Raw genomic sequence first — 17579 nt, 5'->3', positions numbered from 1 at the left:
TGATAAAGAGGATATGCACAAAAAGGAGAACTCTAATGCTGGGTATGTTGTTTAACGAGAAGGAATGCAAGGAACTAGACTATGTGCTGCGTAAAGAATTAGATGAAATGCTGTTCGATCTAAGTGATAATCGTCTTGACCAAGAGATCAAATATGCTATCGCGAGCCGATATAAGACTGTGTTCCGCATGTATGCACGCTTTGCTCCGCCAAAAGAGTTGTCCAAGTATGCAAGAGGTGGGAAGCTGAAAAAGTCGAAGCCGTAGTGCTGAAGCTGGTCATATATTCGCTGTATAGTAGTGGAAGTGAGGTGCGGCTCTTAATAGCGAGTGCTGTACCTCTGAACCAAGATAATGCTGAAATTACTGAGGAGTTCATACTTTTTGTCGAAAAAGGGTTGACCTTTCTAATTTCATATGGTAAATTAATTTTCGTTCCTTTTTTAGGAGCGGTTCACCGAAACAAGCATGAAAATAAAGCGATTGAAAACAATCGAAAAAATAATGCTTGCAAAGAGAACTTCAACATGATATATTATAAAAGTCGCCGCTGAAACGACGACAACATGAAAAACAGCAACGAATTGAATGTTTGATCTTTGAAAACTGAACAACGAGTGAGTAACGATCTTGCTTGCAAGATCGACGCTGAGAAATTGGTACAAGTCTTCGGACTGTATGATTTTGAAGCGAAAAAAGAGATTTTTAATCTCGTCAGATTCAAAATGAGCTTATCGCTCTTTTCAAATACTGAGATGATTTTGATAACGTTTAACCGCGTTACTGAAATTCATCTTTATTGGAGAGTTTGATCCTGGCTCAGGACGAACGCTGGCGGCATGCCTAATACATGCAAGTCGAGCGGAGTTGATAGGAAGCTTGCTTCCTTGATACTTAGCGGCGGACGGGTGAGTAACACGTAGGCAACCTGCCCTCAAGTTTGGGACAACTACCGGAAACGGTAGCTAATACCGAATAGTTGTTTTCTTCGCCTGAAGAGAACTGGAAAGACGGAGCAATCTGTCACTTGGGGATGGGCCTGCGGCGCATTAGCTAGTTGGTGAGGTAACGGCTCACCAAGGCGACGATGCGTAGCCGACCTGAGAGGGTGATCGGCCACACTGGGACTGAGACACGGCCCAGACTCCTACGGGAGGCAGCAGTAGGGAATCTTCCGCAATGGGCGAAAGCCTGACGGAGCAATGCCGCGTGAGTGATGAAGGTTTTCGGATCGTAAAGCTCTGTTGCCAGGGAAGAACGCTTGGGAGAGTAACTGCTCTCAAGGTGACGGTACCTGAGAAGAAAGCCCCGGCTAACTACGTGCCAGCAGCCGCGGTAATACGTAGGGGGCAAGCGTTGTCCGGAATTATTGGGCGTAAAGCGCGCGCAGGCGGTCATTTAAGTCTGGTGTTTAATCCCGGGGCTCAACCCCGGATCGCACTGGAAACTGGGTGACTTGAGTGCAGAAGAGGAGAGTGGAATTCCACGTGTAGCGGTGAAATGCGTAGATATGTGGAGGAACACCAGTGGCGAAGGCGACTCTCTGGGCTGTAACTGACGCTGAGGCGCGAAAGCGTGGGGAGCAAACAGGATTAGATACCCTGGTAGTCCACGCCGTAAACGATGAGTGCTAGGTGTTAGGGGTTTCGATACCCTTGGTGCCGAAGTTAACACATTAAGCACTCCGCCTGGGGAGTACGGTCGCAAGACTGAAACTCAAAGGAATTGACGGGGACCCGCACAAGCAGTGGAGTATGTGGTTTAATTCGAAGCAACGCGAAGAACCTTACCAGGTCTTGACATCCCTCTGATCGGTACAGAGATGTATCTTTCCTTCGGGACAGAGGAGACAGGTGGTGCATGGTTGTCGTCAGCTCGTGTCGTGAGATGTTGGGTTAAGTCCCGCAACGAGCGCAACCCTTATATTTAGTTGCCAGCATTTCGGATGGGCACTCTAGATAGACTGCCGGTGACAAACCGGAGGAAGGTGGGGATGACGTCAAATCATCATGCCCCTTATGACCTGGGCTACACACGTACTACAATGGCCGGTACAACGGGCTGCGAAATCGCGAGATGGAGCCAATCCCAACAAAGCCGGTCTCAGTTCGGATTGCAGGCTGCAACTCGCCTGCATGAAGTCGGAATTGCTAGTAATCGCGGATCAGCATGCCGCGGTGAATACGTTCCCGGGTCTTGTACACACCGCCCGTCACACCACGAGAGTTTATAACACCCGAAGTCGGTGGGGTAACCGCAAGGAGCCAGCCGCCGAAGGTGGGATAGATGATTGGGGTGAAGTCGTAACAAGGTAGCCGTATCGGAAGGTGCGGCTGGATCACCTCCTTTCTATGGAGAATCGTTTCCTGCAACGGAAACATTCAAATAAGCAGGTTTTAAGAACCTGCACCAGCGATTCATTTTGGTCCATCACTTCGGTGTGGATGAAATGAAGAGCACAACACTCACTCGTTGCTCAGTTTTGAGAGCTCAAACTCTCAAACGTTTGGTGGCGATAGCGAAGGGGTTCCACACGTTCCCATCCCGAACACGACCGTTAAGCCCTTCAGCGTCAATGGTACTTGGACCGCAGGGTCCTGGGAGAGTAGAACGCCGCCAAGCGTAACCCATTTTGGGTTCAAATAGTATATAAAATGTGGGCCCTTAGCTCAGTTGGTTAGAGCGCACCTCTGATAAGGGTGAGGCCGGTGGTTCGAGTCCACCAGGGCCCACCATCTATACCTTTAAACTTTATATGGGGCCATAGCTCAGCTGGGAGAGCGCCTGCCTTGCAAGCAGGAGGTCAGCGGTTCGATCCCGCTTGGCTCCACCAAAAATGCTTTACAAGTTTGTTCTTTGAAAACTAGATATCGAAACGAAACAAACGCGAATTAGAACATTCCTTTAAGGGATGAATGCTTGTTCGGTTCAAGTAACCGATCAACAATCATCCTAGCTGAACTTGTGTTAAACAAGTCAAGTGTATAAAGGTAGATTGCTGGAGCGAGTGATCGAAATGGAGCGACTTTTGGATTTGGACGTAGTCCAAACCAAGCGGAGCGACAGCTCGAACACGAGCGCAATGGTTAAGCTACTAAGAGCACACGGAGGATGCCTAGGCGCTAGGAGCCGATGAAGGACGTGGCGAACAACGAAACTGCCTCGGGGAGCTGTAAGCAAGCTTTGATCCGGGGGTGTCCGAATGGGGAAACCCAGCTGGGGTAATTTCCAGTTACTCATAACTGAATACATAGGTTATGCAGAGGCATACCAGGGGAACTGAAACATCTAAGTACCCTGAGGAAGAGAAAACAATAGTGATTCCGTCAGTAGCGGCGAGCGAACGCGGAGAAGCCCAAACCAGAGAGCTTGCTCTTTGGGGTTGTGGGACGTCTCACATGGAGTTACAAAGGAACCGGTTAAGCGAAGAGGTCTGGAAAGGCCCGCCAAAGAAGGTAAAAGCCCTGTAGTTGAAAGTCTGTTCCCTCCGAGACGGATCCCGAGTAGTGCGGGGCACGTGAAACCCCGTATGAATCCGGCAGGACCATCTGCCAAGGCTAAATACTTCCTAGCGACCGATAGTGAAGCAGTACCGTGAGGGAAAGGTGAAAAGCACCCCGGAAGGGGAGTGAAATAGAACCTGAAACCGTGTGCTTACAAAAAGTCAGAGCCCGTTTTAGGGGTGATGGCGTGCCTTTTGTAGAATGAACCGGCGAGTTACGTTCCCGTGCAAGGTTAAGGTGAAGAGCCGGAGCCGCAGCGAAAGCGAGTCTGAATAGGGCGACATAGTACGTGGACGTAGACCCGAAACCGGGTGATCTACCCCTGTCCAGGGTGAAGGTGCGGTAACACGCACTGGAGGCCCGAACCCACGCATGTTGAAAAATGCGGGGATGAGGTGGGGGTAGCGGAGAAATTCCAATCGAACTCGGAGATAGCTGGTTCTCCCCGAAATAGCTTTAGGGCTAGCCTCGGAAAACAGAGTCGTGGAGGTAGAGCACTGATTGGGTGCGGGGCCCGCAAGGGTTACCAAGCTCAGTCAAACTCCGAATGCCATAGACTTACTTCCGGGAGTCAGACAGTGAGTGCTAAGATCCATTGTCAAAAGGGAAACAGCCCAGACCATCAGCTAAGGTCCCCAAGTGTGTGTTAAGTGGGAAAGGATGTGGAGTTGCACAGACAACCAGGATGTTGGCTTAGAAGCAGCCACCATTGAAAGAGTGCGTAATAGCTCACTGGTCGAGTGACTCTGCGCCGAAAATGTAACGGGGCTAAACACACCACCGAAGCTATGGCTTGATGCTTTGCATCAGGGGTAGGGGAGCGTTGTATAAGGGTTGAAGGTGTACCGTAAGGAGCGCTGGACATTATACAAGTGAGAATGCCGGTATGAGTAACGAAAAGATCAGTGAGAATCTGATCCGCCGAAAGCCTAAGGGTTCCTGAGGAAGGCTCGTCCGCTCAGGGTAAGTCGGGACCTAAGGCGAGGCCGAAAGGCGTAGTCGAAGGACAACAGGTCGAAATTCCTGTACCACCGTAAGCCGTTATGAGCAATGGGGGGACGCAGTAGGGTAGTGACGCAGACTGATGGATGTCTGTCCAAGCAGTAAGGCTGATGTGTAGGCAAATCCGCACATCATTAAGGCTGAGCTGTGATGGGGAGTGAAAATTACAGTAGCGAAGGTCATGATCTCACACTGCCAAGAAAAGCCTCTAGCCAGGTGATGGTGCCCGTACCGCAAACCGACACAGGTAGGCGAGAAGAGTATTCTAAGGCGCGCGGAAGAACTCTCGTTAAGGAACTCGGCAAAATGACCCCGTAACTTCGGGAGAAGGGGTGCCCCGGTAGTGTGAATAGCACGAGGGGGCCGCAGTGAAAAGGCCCAAGCGACTGTTTAGCAAAAACACAGGTCTGTGCGAAGCCGTAAGGCGAAGTATACGGGCTGACGCCTGCCCGGTGCTGGAAGGTTAAGGGGAGTGGTTAGGAGCAATCCCGAAGCTGTGAACCGAAGCCCCAGTAAACGGCGGCCGTAACTATAACGGTCCTAAGGTAGCGAAATTCCTTGTCAGGTAAATTCTGACCCGCACGAATGGCGTAACGACTTGGGCGCTGTCTCAACGAGAGATCCGGTGAAATTTTAATACCTGTGAAGATGCAGGTTACCCGCGACAAGACGGAAAGACCCCATGGAGCTTTACTGCAGCTTGATATTGAATTTGGGTACGATCTGTACAGGATAGGTGGGAGCCTTTGAAGTGGGAGCGCAAGCTTCCATGGAGGCAACGTTGGGATACCACCCTGATCGTATCTAGGTTCTAACCTGGTACCGTAATCCGGTGCGGGGACAGTGTCAGGTGGGCAGTTTGACTGGGGCGGTCGCCTCCTAAAGAGTAACGGAGGCGCCCAAAGGTTCCCTCAGAATGGTTGGAAATCATTCGAAGAGTGCAAAGGCATAAGGGAGCTTGACTGCGAGACCTACAAGTCGAGCAGGGACGAAAGTCGGGCTTAGTGATCCGGTGGTACCGCATGGAAGGGCCATCGCTCAACGGATAAAAGCTACCCTGGGGATAACAGGCTTATCTCCCCCAAGAGTCCACATCGACGGGGAGGTTTGGCACCTCGATGTCGGCTCATCGCATCCTGGGGCTGAAGTAGGTCCCAAGGGTTGGGCTGTTCGCCCATTAAAGCGGTACGCGAGCTGGGTTCAGAACGTCGTGAGACAGTTCGGTCCCTATCTGTCGTGGGCGTAGGAAATTTGAGAGGAGCTGTCCTTAGTACGAGAGGACCGGGATGGACGTACCGCTGGTGTACCAGTTGTTCCGCCAGGAGCACCGCTGGGTAGCTATGTACGGACGGGATAAACGCTGAAAGCATCTAAGCGTGAAGCCCCCCTCAAGATGAGATTTCCCAGTATGTAAGACCCCTTGAAGACGACGAGGTAGATAGGCTGGGGGTGGAAGTGCAGCAATGCATGGAGCTGACCAGTACTAATCGGTCGAGGGCTTATCCAATATGCAAGTGATAATTCGCGTGTTTCGTTTCGAATCTAGTTTTCAGAGAATGATCTCTGAATATGCGCTGAACCATTCATCCACACAGTCGTGTCGGACCGAATGGAACGCGAACGCATTTGTTACACAAATGCTCGTTTGGTGGCGATGGCGGAGGGGTTCCACACGTACCCATCCCGAACACGACCGTTAAGCCCTCTAGCGCCGATGGTACTTGGACCGCAGGGTCCTGGGAGAGTAGGACGCCGCCAAGCGAACTCTTTCATCATACATAGAAAACAGGCTCTGCATGTGGACGTTGTACGATGAATTGCATTTGCACTGCAAATGCATATTATTCCCTGATAGCTCAGTTGGTAGAGCACTCGACTGTTAATCGAGTTGTCACAGGTTCGAGCCCTGTTCGGGGAGCCATTTGCTCTCATAGCTCAGTAGGTAGAGTGCATCCATGGTAAGGATGAGGTCACCGGTTCGATCCCGGTTGAGAGCTTTGAAAATGGGGCCCGTTGGTCAAGGGGTTAAGACACCTCCCTTTCACGGAGGTAACAGGGGTTCGAATCCCCTACGGGTCATATAGATGGAGGCTTAGCTCAGCTGGGAGAGCATCTGCCTTACAAGCAGAGGGTCGGGGGTTCGATCCCCTCAGCCTCCACCATCTAATTTTTAATGGGGATTAGCCAAGCGGTAAGGCAACGGACTTTGACTCCGTCATGCATAGGTTCAAATCCTATATCCCCAGCCATTTTATTACGAGTCATTAGCTCAGTTGGTAGAGCACCTGACTTTTAATCAGGGTGTCGAAGGTTCGAGCCCTTCATGACTCACCATTATATGCGCGTGTGGCGGAATTGGCAGACGCACTAGACTTAGGATCTAGCGTCTTTGACGTGGGGGTTCAAGTCCCTCCACGCGCATCCCTTATTTGCGGAAGTGGCTCAGCGGTAGAGCATCGCCTTGCCAAGGCGAGGGTCGCGGGTTCGATTCCCGTCTTCCGCTCCAATATTTTGCGCCCTTAGCTCAGCTGGATAGAGCGTTTGACTACGAATCAAAAGGCCGGGAGTTCGAATCTCTCAGGGCGCGCCATTATTTCTTTAGTATCGGGATGTAGCTCAGCTTGGTAGAGCACCTGGTTTGGGACCAGGGGGTCGCATGTTCAAATCGTGTCATCCCGATTTTATGCTTATGCGGGTGTAGTTCAATGGTAGAACTTTAGCCTTCCAAGCTAATAGCGTGGGTTCGATTCCCATCACCCGCTTACATAATGAAGAAGCCTTTGCAGATGCAGAGGCTTTTTTATTTTTACGCAAGAAGTAACATTTATTTTATGTAGAGTTATAGAACAGATTTACTTAAAAAGAGCCAAGCCCCCTTTGCAATCCAACTAGGGAGGTCTTGGCTCTTATGTTTACCTCTGTGAATGAGACGCTTCTAAGACACAGTAGCCTTTGTTACGTAACGTGAGCACAATTTAACGTTCGTTGTGATCCGTCACTCTTCTACGCATGCCAGCTAAACCCAGCAGTCCCAGCAAACCGAGCCAGCCCCAATCCATACCGTTATCACGGTTGGTTGTCGTGGCGTTAGCACGAACACTGTTGGTACGGTAGTCACCATTGTTGCGGTAGTTTCCATCCATGTTCATGTTGGTGTTTGTGCGATCCAAGTAGTTGCTGTTCTGATAAGATTGGACACGTGAGCCGGTTGTATCCTCTCCTTTGGTCATATGACCATCAGCGGCAGCTGGACCAGCTATCGCCGCTACCAGAAGCACGGAAGCAATAATTGTCGTACCTTTTTTCATCATTTGAGTTCCTCCTTTTTGGTTAGAGCTATAGATTAATCTGCCCAAGAAGACAAGGACAATATGTAGAAATGGTCTGTTAAGATATCCCTTTGAATACAGTTCGTTCACAGCACACATAAGAAACTCCTCTAATAAGCAGACTGTAGTAGGAAGAAAATTTATAATTACATCTTTAATTTATTGCGTCACTGTGGTAAAGTATACAAAAGCTTGCTTTGCCGGTCATGTTTCTTTGTATATCATCTGTTCTCAAACAATGAAATTATGCGGTTTAACCTTACAATCAGGTACATGGGATCATATCTAAAGGAACTGTATAATTATGAATTTTTTAGAATAGGTATGAGACATTTGAGTTATTTAAAGTACGTGAAAAAGGTATCATGCGACAGCATATGATCATTAATTGAAGCAGAACAAGAAAATGAATAAAAAAGCGTGTTTTTGTGCTGTAAATCGGGGATAATCCCCATTTTTTCTAGTAGAAAAATAAAGATTTTCGTACCATTTTATTGTATGATGTTATGAAGGTGTCAAATTTACGTGTACGAATGGAACGATCAGATGGGAGGATAAGCATGACTGAAACTATGGTAACCGCCAGCAAAAGCCAATCCAACAACCTGCTTCGGCGAGACGTGCGGTTCCTGGGCAATATACTCGGAGAAGTTCTTGTCCATCAAGGCGGCACGGAGCTTCTAGATATCGTTGAGAAGATTCGGGAAACGAGCAAATCGTTACGTGCAGAATTTTTGCCAGAACTCTATGCAGAGTTCAAAACGATGATCCAGGAATTAGACTCGGACAATCGTCATCAGGTTATTCGGGCTTTCGCTATTTATTTTCAATTAGTTAATATTGCTGAACAAAACCATCGGATCCGGCGTAAACGGGATTATGAACGTTCTGCAGGGGACGCTGTGCAGCCAGGATCGATTGAGAAAGCAGTACAGGATCTTAAGGAACGTGGATTGTCTCATACAGAGGTGGAAGAGATTCTTGACGATCTGTCGCTGGAACTCGTTATGACAGCTCACCCAACTGAAGCCATGCGCCGGGTTATTCTGGACATCCACAAACGGATATCCGAAGATGTCATGTTACTCGATAATCCTACACTGACGTTGCGTGAACGTGAACAGTTGCGAGAGAAACTGTTGAATGAGGTTATTACCCTCTGGCAGACGGATGAACTTCGCGACCGCAAACCGACTGTACTCGATGAAGTGCGGAACGGGATGTATTACTTTCATGAAACGTTGTTCCACGTACTTCCGGATGTATATCAGGAGCTGGAACGCTGCCTGAACAAATTTTATCCTGACCATGACTGGCATGTGCCGACGTATTTGCGGTTCGGTTCCTGGATCGGTGGAGACCGGGATGGAAATCCTTCGGTAACTTCAGATGTAACATGGCAGACACTGTTGATGCAACGCAAGCTCGCTTTGCGTGAGTACCAACGGATTATGATTGAACTTATGGGCCATCTCAGCTTCAGCACGAACATCATCCATGTATCGGATGAGCTGGTGCAGTCGATTGAGCAGGACCGCAATTATGTTACATTGAAAAAAGTGGATATCTGGCGGAATGAAAAAGAGCCATACCGCATCAAATTGGCTTATATGATTGCCAAGCTGAACAATGTACTGGATGAGAACAAATTAGGTCAGCCTGACCGTTATCATAGCGCTCAGGATTTGATTGATGATCTGATGATCATTGATCGAAGTCTGCGCCATCATTTTGCCGATTACGTAGCAGATACGACTATTCGCAAAATGATTCGTCAAGTTGAGTTGTTTGGTTTCCACACCGCAGCATTGGATGTGCGTCAGCACAGTAAGGAACATGAAAATGCGATGTCAGAGATTTTGGCGAAAATGAACATTGTAGAAGATTATGCACGTCTGACAGAGGACGGTAAAATTGATCTGCTTGCTCGTTTGCTGGATGATCCGCGTCCGCTTACGTCTCCTTACCACCAATACACGGAGGGAACCAAAGAGTGTCTGGATGTCTTCCGTACCATTAAGCGTGCCCAGAACGAATTCGGGACCGGCTGTATCACAAGTTACCTGATCAGTATGACGCAGGGCGCAAGTGATTTGCTGGAGGTTATGGTATTTGCGAAGGAAGTGGGCTTATTCACCAAAGGTCACAATGGTGAGGTTGTATCTACACTTCAAGCGGTACCGCTGTTTGAAACGATTGATGATCTACATGCGGCTTCGGACATTATGGAGAAACTGTTCCACCTTCCTGTATACCGCGCAAGCGTAAGAGGACGGAACGAACTGCATGAAATCATGCTTGGTTATTCAGACAGTAACAAGGATGGCGGAGTGGTTACAGCCAACTGGGAACTGCGCGTAGCAATGAATGCAATCACGGCTGTAGGTAATGAACATGGCGTTAAGCTTAAGTTCTTCCATGGACGTGGCGGGGCTCTCGGACGTGGCGGCATGCCACTTAACCGCAGTATTCTTGCTCAACCACCACATACCATTGGTGGAGGCATCAAGATCACGGAGCAGGGCGAGGTTATTTCTTCCCGTTATTCCCTTCAGGGGATTGCATACCGCAGTCTGGAGCAGGCAACCTCGGCTTTGATTACAGCAGCACTGAATGGACTTGAGCCGCAAGAATCAGAATCCGAGCGTCATTGGGACAGCATCATCAAAGAGATTTCGGAAGTATCCCTGACGAAATATCAGGATCTGATTTTCCGTGATCCGGACTTCTTTACCTTCTTCAAGGAATCCACACCGCTTCCAGAGGTGGGTGAACTGAATATTGGTTCACGTCCATCCAAGCGGAAAGGTAGCGACAAGTTCGAAGATCTGAGAGCAATTCCTTGGGTATTTGCATGGACGCAAAGTCGTTATCTGCTTCCGGCATGGTATGCGGCAGGAACAGGGCTGCAAAGTTACTATCAGGATAAAGAGGAAAATCTGGTTGTCCTGAAAGAAATGTATGCAAGCTTCCCATTCTTCCGCACGCTAATTGATACGGTTCAGATGGCCGTAGCCAAGGCAGACCTTGTGATTGCCAAAGAATATTCAGCAATGACTTCGAACAAGGAAGCTCGTGATCGCATATACGGTCAGATCGAAGCCGAATTCAAGCTCACAAAAGAGCTGATTCTGAAAATCACCGGAGAAGCTGAGATTCTGGATGATGTACCGGTTATTCAAGAATCCATTCGTCTTCGTAACCCTTATGTGGATCCGTTGTCCTACATGCAGGTTCAACTTCTGAGCGAGCTCAGAGATATGCGTGAACGTGGTGAGGACGATACGGAGCTGCTTAGAGAAGTGTTGTTGACTATCAACGGCATTGCTGCAGGGCTGCGTAATACAGGTTGATTATTGAACTAATGCATATGAATGATTCATATGTAACAAAGTACTCATTACTTTGTTAACTAAAAAGCTCCATTCTCTGCTCTACGGAGTGAGAGATGAAACGGGACTCCTGCGGGAGTTCCCGTTTTTACTGTTTTTGGCGGATATTTGTCATACAGTCTTGATTTTTGACCAAAGTTGATTTACGATTTGATTGGTGAATTACAAGTGTGGACGGGTATCAGAAGGCGGAAGACCCATCAGCATGTCTGGGGGAATAAGGGTGGACAATTTGGAGAACAGGCTTGTTAAACTGGTGCTCAAGGGCGACCAGAGAGCCTTCGCAGAAATCGTTGAACTATATAAGGACAAGCTATTTCATTTGGCATACCGGATGCTGAACAATCGTCATGAAGCCGAAGACGTTGTGCAGGAGACGTTTTTACGTGTGTTTCGTAATATGGAGAAGTACGATCCGAACCAGAAGTTCTCAACCTGGATCTACCGGATCGCGACCAATCTGTGTATTGACCGACTGCGTAGGAAGAAACCTTCATACTCTTTGGATGCTGAACTGAATGATCAGGAAGGATCTGATGGTTATGCGATGCTTCCGAGTGACGATCGTACACCGGAGAGTGAAGCGCTCCTGTCAGAAACGCAGACTCTCATTCGTGAGGCCATTGACAGTTTGCCAGCCAAGTATAAGTCCGTTATGATTCTGAGATATTTACAGGACTTGTCGCTACAGGAAATCAGTGACGTCACAGGTATGCCCGTAACAACGATTAAGACACGCGTACATCGGGGCCGTGATTTTCTACGTAAAAAATTGGAGTATAAGTTATAAATGTTAAACGCCTTTAAATATGGGCGAAATTAATTGAAACATATCCGAAACGGATGCGTATGTAATGTATGCAAGTCTTATGCGTGCTTTTTAATGGCTCATGGACTAAGTGATTTAAGAAAGGATTGGCTCTCATATGGATTGCAACTCGGCCGTCTCTTTAATGCATGAATGTTTGGATGAGTCGTTGTCCCCGGCCCAGAAGGTTGAACTGAAAAGTCACCTTGTGACCTGTCCGGATTGTCGCATGCGCTTTAAAGAGTTGGAACAGACGGAAATGCTACTCTTTGCCATGAAACACTATTCACCGTCTGCCTCTGATGAGCTGACCAATCGAATTATGAATGCTCTGCCCCAGCCCAAGAGACAGCAAGCATGGCTCAAATGGGTCAAAGGACATCCCGCGCTGACGGCGGCAGCCTTCTTTTTGGTCGTGATGCTCTTTAGCGCCTTGAATTTCTGGAATCAGAACAACGAAATGGTCGTTAAGGGAAATAATCTGGACCAGATCGTGATTCAGGGTAACACGGTTATTGTTCCTGAAGGTAAGTCAATTGCTGGCGATCTTACGATAGAAAATGGAACCGCACAAGTATATGGTGATGTGAACGGCAATCTGACGGTTATCGACGGACAACTGTTTCAGGCTTCAACGGCGCATATTTCAGGTCAGGTGAAAAGTATTGATCAAGCGCTGGACTGGTTCTGGTACAAAATAACCAATATGGTAAATGAAGTGGCTTATCGCTAGAACAGGGTAAAATCTTCAATGGTATATACCAAGCAGGGTACCTCCAGATTGCATGGGGTACTCTTTTTTTATACGTAAACTTTGTAATTCATGGTAAATGTGATGTTTATGTGCAGTTTGAGACTGCCGTAACTTGCAACCTGAACGTTAACGTTATAACCTAGATACTAAAGAGAACATACTACTACATATAGATAAGCATTTTGCAGGATTCCAATAATGCAAAAATGCGGAGATAAAGGATTATTTAAAATCCTAATGGGTTAATATGAGATCAGGGTTCACTCATCAATGGGGATAGCGGGGGCTGGCTTATGAATTATTTTGCTGACTTAACGTGGACAGAGTCCATTAAGGACGTTATCGATATATTGATCGTTACCTATATTATGTACAAATTGATTTTGCTTGTGCGGGGTACGCGTGCGGTTCAGCTCCTAAAAGGCATTCTGTTCCTTGTGCTGATCTGGGCATTAAGTACGTGGCTAAACCTGTATACGCTCAAGTGGCTGATGAACCAGATGTTTACCTTTGGTGTCGTTGCGGTGTTCATTATCTTTCAGCCGGAACTGCGCCGTGGTCTGGAGCAATTGGGACGCGGTAAGCTGTTTGGACGTTCAGCGGCAGCGAGTGATGAAGAATTAACGGTATTAATTGGTGAGATTATTAAGTCTGTTAATTATTTGTCACGGCGTAAAATTGGCGCATTGGTCGTATTTGAACGTGAAACGGGTCTGAACGATTACACGGAATCGGGCATTAAGATGCACTCTCTGGTCAGCTCGGAGCTGATGATTAACATTTTCATTCCAAATACACCGCTCCATGATGGAGCCGTCATTATACAGGGAAAACAGATTTCGGCGGCAGCCTGTTATTTGCCATTATCAGAAAATCCGTTTATCAGTAAGGAATTAGGAACACGCCATCGTGCAGCAATCGGGATTACCGAAGTTGCAGATGCGATTTGTTTGGTTGTCTCCGAGGAGACAGGACAAGTGTCACTGGCAATGAATGGACAGGTCGTTCGTGATATTAAGGAAGAATCACTGATTGCCAAACTGTATGAGGAGTTGCGCCCTACATCCAATCTGAAAAAGAATGGCTGGACAACCTTCTGGAAACGGAAGGGAGGACGTAACAATGGATAAGTGGTTTAACAATAATAACTTTGCCAAAATACTTGCGCTTGCGGTGAGCCTGCTGCTCTGGTTCATGATTCATCTGGATGAAGTACCGACCACTCCTACGATTACGACAGGCACAACCAACAAGGTTGTGGAACGTACGGTGCCTGTTCAACCTTATGGATTAGACAACAACAGCTATGTGCTTACTTCATTAAGTACGGATGAGGTCCGGTTGGAGATCAAAGGGCAGCGCTCAATGCTAACATCGATTTTCACCAATGATGATTACAAGGTACTGGTCGATCTGAGTCAGGTGAAAGATGGGTCCAATACACTGCCGCTGGTACCTGATCTGCCTTCCGGGGTAGAAGTGGTCAGCATGGAGCCATCCATGGTTACCGTGAATGTAGAAAAATTGGGCACCAAATCCTTCAATGTGAATATTGTACCCGAAGGGGAACCATCCGCCGGATACAGTGCTGGAACGCCCGTAATTGAACCTTCAGCTCCGGTTAAGGTAACTCTGCCCGAAGGGCAGCTTGAGGCTGTAGCGAAGGTCCAGGGCAGTGTGAGCGTGAAAGATGCCAAGGAAGATGTTATACAGAAAAAAGTGAAGCTTCAGGCATACGATGCTGAAGGCAAAGTCCTTGAAAATGCCATTATAACGCCTCAAACGGTTGAAGTCCGAGTTCCGGTCAATCAGCCCTATACATCTGTACCCTTAAGAATCAAATATTCGGGACAGCTTCCGGAAGGCCTGGTACTCTCCACGGTAGAGCCAAGCGTGAAAGAAGTCTCGGTTTATGGATCAGAGGATGCGCTTGCGGGTATACAGTCCTACGACCAAGTAACCCTTGATCTGACGCAGTTTGATCAGTCGGGTACGTCGACAGTTAACGTGGACTTGACGCCGCCTTCCGGTTTTGAGAAAATCGAGCCTAGTTCGATTCAGATTAAGGTAACCATATCACCATTTGACGAGGCAGAGGAGACGACCAAAGTCTTTCCGAACGTCCCCATAACACTTACAGGTGCGGGGAATGGACTGGAAGGTACGCTGGTTACGCCTCGAAGTGGCGGTCTGAACCTCACACTTACAGGCTCAGCGAGTATGCTTGAGGGTCTGAGTAGTGATGATCTCACGTTGACCGGGGATCTTGCTGGCCTTGCGGTCGGAACGCATGAGATCAAGCTTGAAGCCGATCTGCCCCGTTTTGCCAAGCTGGATGAATCATCCACTGCATTGAGTGCGACGGTCAAAATTAGCGAAAAGGCTGAAGACACAACGACCACTCCTGGCGAAGAACCGACGGACGAGGGAACGGTAGCACCTGACCCTACACCAGCCGAAGTTGAAAATGGGGAAACAGAGCCTGCTCCTGATGAAGAAGAAACGGAATCGAATACGGATAATCAGGATCAGGGCCAACAGGGGAGTACCACCAATCGAGGTAATTTAAATAACAATAACAGCGGTACTGGCAGTAAAAGTGGCTCGAATCCGTAAACGATCTAATTTTAAAATTTTAAAAAAATAATAATAGTGCTCGTATATGATGCGAATAGAAGGAGTTAAATCATGGGGAAATATTTTGGTACAGACGGTGTAAGAGGGGTTGCCAATAAAGAGTTAACGGCAGAGCTGGCTTACAGCATTGGACGTTGTGGGGGTTACGTGCTTGCAGGTGGTGTGGAAAGACCGAAAGTGGTTATCGGCATGGATACTCGTATCTCGGGATTGATGTTGGAATCCGCACTGGTTGCAGGTCTGTTGTCCATTGGCGCTGATGTGATTCGTCTGGGCGTTGTATCCACTCCGGGAGTGGCTTATATTTCACGTTTGTTGAAGGCTGACGCGGGCGTGATGATCTCGGCTTCCCACAATCCGGTTGAGGACAACGGAATTAAGTTCTTTGGCGGAGATGGTTTCAAGCTGTCTGATGAAACAGAGAACCGGATTGAAGAGCTGATGGATGCGGAGACAGATCAATTGCCACGGCCAGTTGGTGGCGGTCTGGGTACCGTAACGACGGATGAAGAATCCCGATATCGTTACCTCGACTTCCTGAAAACAACAGTAAATGAGTCGTTCTCTGGACTTAAAATTGTTTTGGACTGTGCAAACGGGGCAGCTTATGAGCTGGCACCGAAGTTGTTCAGTGAACTTGGTGCAGAAGTCATTGCTATTGGCGCTGAGCCTAACGGCCTGAATATCAATGAGCAATGTGGATCAACTCATCCAGAGAACCTGAAACAAGAAGTGCTTAAACATAAAGCAGATCTGGGTCTTGCTTTTGACGGGGATGCGGATCGTCTGATTGCTATTGATGAGACAGGCGCTGAGGTGGATGGAGACTTCATTCTGTGTATCTGTGGTGATGCGATGAATCGTGCAGGAAAACTGAAAGATAGTACAGTTGTATCGACCGTTATGAGTAACATCGGGTTCTACAAAGCAACGGAGAAACTTGCACTGAAAACAGCTAAAACGGCTGTAGGTGACCGTTATGTGATGGAGGAAATGCGTCGCGGCGGTTACAACTTGGGCGGAGAACAGTCTGGCCATGTTATTTTCCTGGATTACAATACAACTGGTGACGGTATGCTGACTGCGATTCAACTTGTGGATACCCTCAAAGCTTCCGGTAAAAAACTAAGTGAACTCAAAGCGCTGATGATCCAGTACCCACAAGTATTGGTAAATGTGCGTGTTGAAGATAAGAGCAAATACGAGGGCAATTCAGCGATTGAGCAAGCTATTGCTACAGTAGAACAACAACTCGGCGATAATGGACGTGTACTCGTTCGTGCTTCAGGTACTGAATCCCTGATCCGTGTTATGGCGGAAGGACCAGACAAAGACGAACTTGAACAATTTGTGTCTCAAATCGCAGATGTAGTGCAAAAAGAACTGGTATAGGACTGGAAGAAATCCCTTGTGCATACGGTTTTCTAAAGGGAATTGTTGTGTATAAAGGGAATGATATAACAGGATTTAGGACTTATTCATGAATATTCCTGCGTCCCGGCCTGATGAGACCATAGGTCCGTTTATCCGGTCGGGATTGTGGGTAAATATGCTGAAATTGTCACAGGTACTTTGCTCCATTGCAAAATGGACCTGACGTGCATATAATGAGTGGAGTCGTCATTCAGACACAGAAAGTGAGGAACGTAAGGTTACAGTTACACAAGCGCCAGAGCTTGGAGTTGCGCGGGATGATGTTGATCAGGATTTCTTCGAGGGATGAATGTTTGTTCGGTTCAAGTAACCGATCAACAATCATCCTGGGTTGAAGGGCTGATTAACATCAACGGCAATCAAGCTGACGAGGTGGAGGTGTTCGGAATGTTCGGCGGGGACCTCCCGGTGAAGCACCAGAGCCGTAAACCGGATTGCGGAAAATGGATGGGTGACTGTCCACACAACGCGCCGGTGCAGGTGCAAGAGTTAAACTAAAATTCAAATGAATGTGCGTGAAGAGCGTAAACAGTACGCGGACGGGAAAATGATGTACATTCATGATTGCATTCATAACAGCTTATGATGACTGCGGGGCGACACGAGGTCGCTCTGATCATTGATAATTGAATAAGTACCAAGTATTCATGAAACGTTAGGCAATCACTCATTTTTCCGATATGCCGCCTCTGCCTGTTTCTCTTCGTGACACAGTATTCAT

9 protein-coding genes, 13 tRNA genes and 4 rRNA genes are annotated in these 17579 nt (G+C 47.8%); 25 read left to right on the top strand and 1 reads right to left on the bottom strand.

The window, feature by feature from the left end; genetic code table 11:
- Positions 1-35: 35 nt before the first annotated feature.
- The 19 genes from NYE45_RS26165 (at position 36) to NYE45_RS26075 (ending at position 7266) form a co-directional block, all read left to right on the top strand.
- Complete coding sequence (locus tag NYE45_RS26165) at positions 36-266, top strand: hypothetical protein (protein WP_017692114.1); 231 nt, start codon at positions 36-38, stop codon at positions 264-266.
- Positions 266-553, top strand: coding sequence for a hypothetical protein (locus tag NYE45_RS26160; RefSeq protein WP_340014565.1), 288 nt, complete (start codon positions 266-268; stop codon positions 551-553). The genes NYE45_RS26165 and NYE45_RS26160 overlap by 1 nt, the downstream gene beginning before the upstream one ends.
- Positions 554-795: 242 nt before the next feature.
- A 16S ribosomal RNA gene (locus NYE45_RS26155) occupies positions 796-2348 on the top strand.
- A 156-nt stretch (positions 2349-2504) separates the two neighbouring features.
- Positions 2505-2621 (top strand): 5S ribosomal RNA (gene rrf / locus NYE45_RS26150).
- A gap of 36 nt (positions 2622-2657) precedes the next feature.
- A tRNA-Ile gene (locus tag NYE45_RS26145) sits at positions 2658-2734 on the top strand.
- Between the two features lie 22 nt (positions 2735-2756).
- Positions 2757-2832, top strand: a tRNA-Ala gene (locus NYE45_RS26140).
- 251 nt (positions 2833-3083) lie between these two features.
- Positions 3084-6011 (top strand): 23S ribosomal RNA (locus NYE45_RS26135).
- A gap of 137 nt (positions 6012-6148) precedes the next feature.
- A 5S ribosomal RNA gene (rrf, locus tag NYE45_RS26130) occupies positions 6149-6265 on the top strand.
- The 16S, 23S and 5S rRNA genes sit together here with 13 tRNA genes alongside, the layout of an rRNA operon.
- 84 nt (positions 6266-6349) lie before the next feature.
- A tRNA-Asn gene (locus NYE45_RS26125) sits at positions 6350-6425 on the top strand.
- Positions 6426-6428: 3 nt separating this feature from the next.
- A tRNA-Thr gene (locus tag NYE45_RS26120) sits at positions 6429-6501 on the top strand.
- A gap of 10 nt (positions 6502-6511) precedes the next feature.
- Positions 6512-6583 (top strand) — tRNA-Glu (locus NYE45_RS26115).
- Between the two features lie 7 nt (positions 6584-6590).
- Positions 6591-6666, top strand: a tRNA-Val gene (locus tag NYE45_RS26110).
- A 12-nt stretch (positions 6667-6678) separates the two neighbouring features.
- Positions 6679-6753, top strand: a tRNA-Gln gene (locus NYE45_RS26105).
- Between the two features lie 9 nt (positions 6754-6762).
- Positions 6763-6838 (top strand) — tRNA-Lys (locus NYE45_RS26100).
- 6 nt (positions 6839-6844) lie between these two features.
- Positions 6845-6925: transfer RNA gene (locus tag NYE45_RS26095), tRNA-Leu, on the top strand.
- A 10-nt stretch (positions 6926-6935) separates the two neighbouring features.
- A tRNA-Gly gene (locus NYE45_RS26090) sits at positions 6936-7010 on the top strand.
- A gap of 7 nt (positions 7011-7017) precedes the next feature.
- Positions 7018-7094: transfer RNA gene (locus tag NYE45_RS26085), tRNA-Arg, on the top strand.
- A 15-nt stretch (positions 7095-7109) separates the two neighbouring features.
- A tRNA-Pro gene (locus NYE45_RS26080) sits at positions 7110-7183 on the top strand.
- A 12-nt stretch (positions 7184-7195) separates the two neighbouring features.
- Positions 7196-7266: transfer RNA gene (locus NYE45_RS26075), tRNA-Gly, on the top strand.
- Between the two features lie 213 nt (positions 7267-7479).
- Here the strand turns inward: NYE45_RS26075 and NYE45_RS26070 are convergent.
- Positions 7480-7815 (bottom strand): WGxxGxxG family protein, encoded by a 336-nt coding sequence (locus tag NYE45_RS26070; RefSeq protein ID WP_340014564.1) that lies wholly within the window; start codon positions 7813-7815, stop codon positions 7480-7482.
- Positions 7816-8393: 578 nt separating this feature from the next.
- Here NYE45_RS26070 and ppc point away from each other — a divergent pair.
- From ppc to glmM, 6 genes are all read left to right on the top strand, one after another.
- Positions 8394-11186 carry a phosphoenolpyruvate carboxylase gene (gene ppc, locus NYE45_RS26065; protein WP_145152596.1) on the top strand — a complete coding sequence of 931 codons (2793 nt, stop codon included), beginning with the start codon at positions 8394-8396 and terminating at the stop codon, positions 11184-11186.
- 262 nt (positions 11187-11448) lie between these two features.
- On the top strand, positions 11449-12015 hold the full coding sequence (sigW, locus tag NYE45_RS26060) for an RNA polymerase sigma factor SigW (protein ID WP_017692117.1): 567 nt from the start codon (positions 11449-11451) through the stop codon (positions 12013-12015).
- 136 nt (positions 12016-12151) lie between these two features.
- Positions 12152-12766: a zf-HC2 domain-containing protein gene (locus NYE45_RS26055; protein ID WP_062836343.1), complete on the top strand. Its 615-nt coding sequence runs from the start codon at positions 12152-12154 to the stop codon at positions 12764-12766.
- 314 nt (positions 12767-13080) lie between these two features.
- Entirely contained in the window at positions 13081-13917 is an 837-nt protein-coding gene (cdaA, locus tag NYE45_RS26050; RefSeq protein WP_017692119.1) for a diadenylate cyclase CdaA, read from the top strand.
- On the top strand, positions 13910-15403 hold the full coding sequence (locus NYE45_RS26045) for a CdaR family protein (protein ID WP_340014563.1): 1494 nt from the start codon (positions 13910-13912) through the stop codon (positions 15401-15403). The genes cdaA and NYE45_RS26045 overlap by 8 nt, the downstream gene beginning before the upstream one ends.
- A 72-nt stretch (positions 15404-15475) precedes the next feature.
- Positions 15476-16816, top strand: coding sequence for a phosphoglucosamine mutase (gene glmM / locus NYE45_RS26040; RefSeq protein ID WP_340014562.1), 1341 nt, complete (start codon positions 15476-15478; stop codon positions 16814-16816).
- Positions 16817-17579: the final 763 nt, after the last annotated feature.

Source organism: Paenibacillus sp. FSL K6-1318, assembly GCF_037976905.1.
Lineage (GTDB): Bacteria > Bacillota > Bacilli > Paenibacillales > Paenibacillaceae > Paenibacillus > Paenibacillus amylolyticus_A.
The sequence above is the reverse complement of the archived record's forward strand: the minus strand, read 5'-3'. Positions and strand labels throughout refer to the sequence as shown.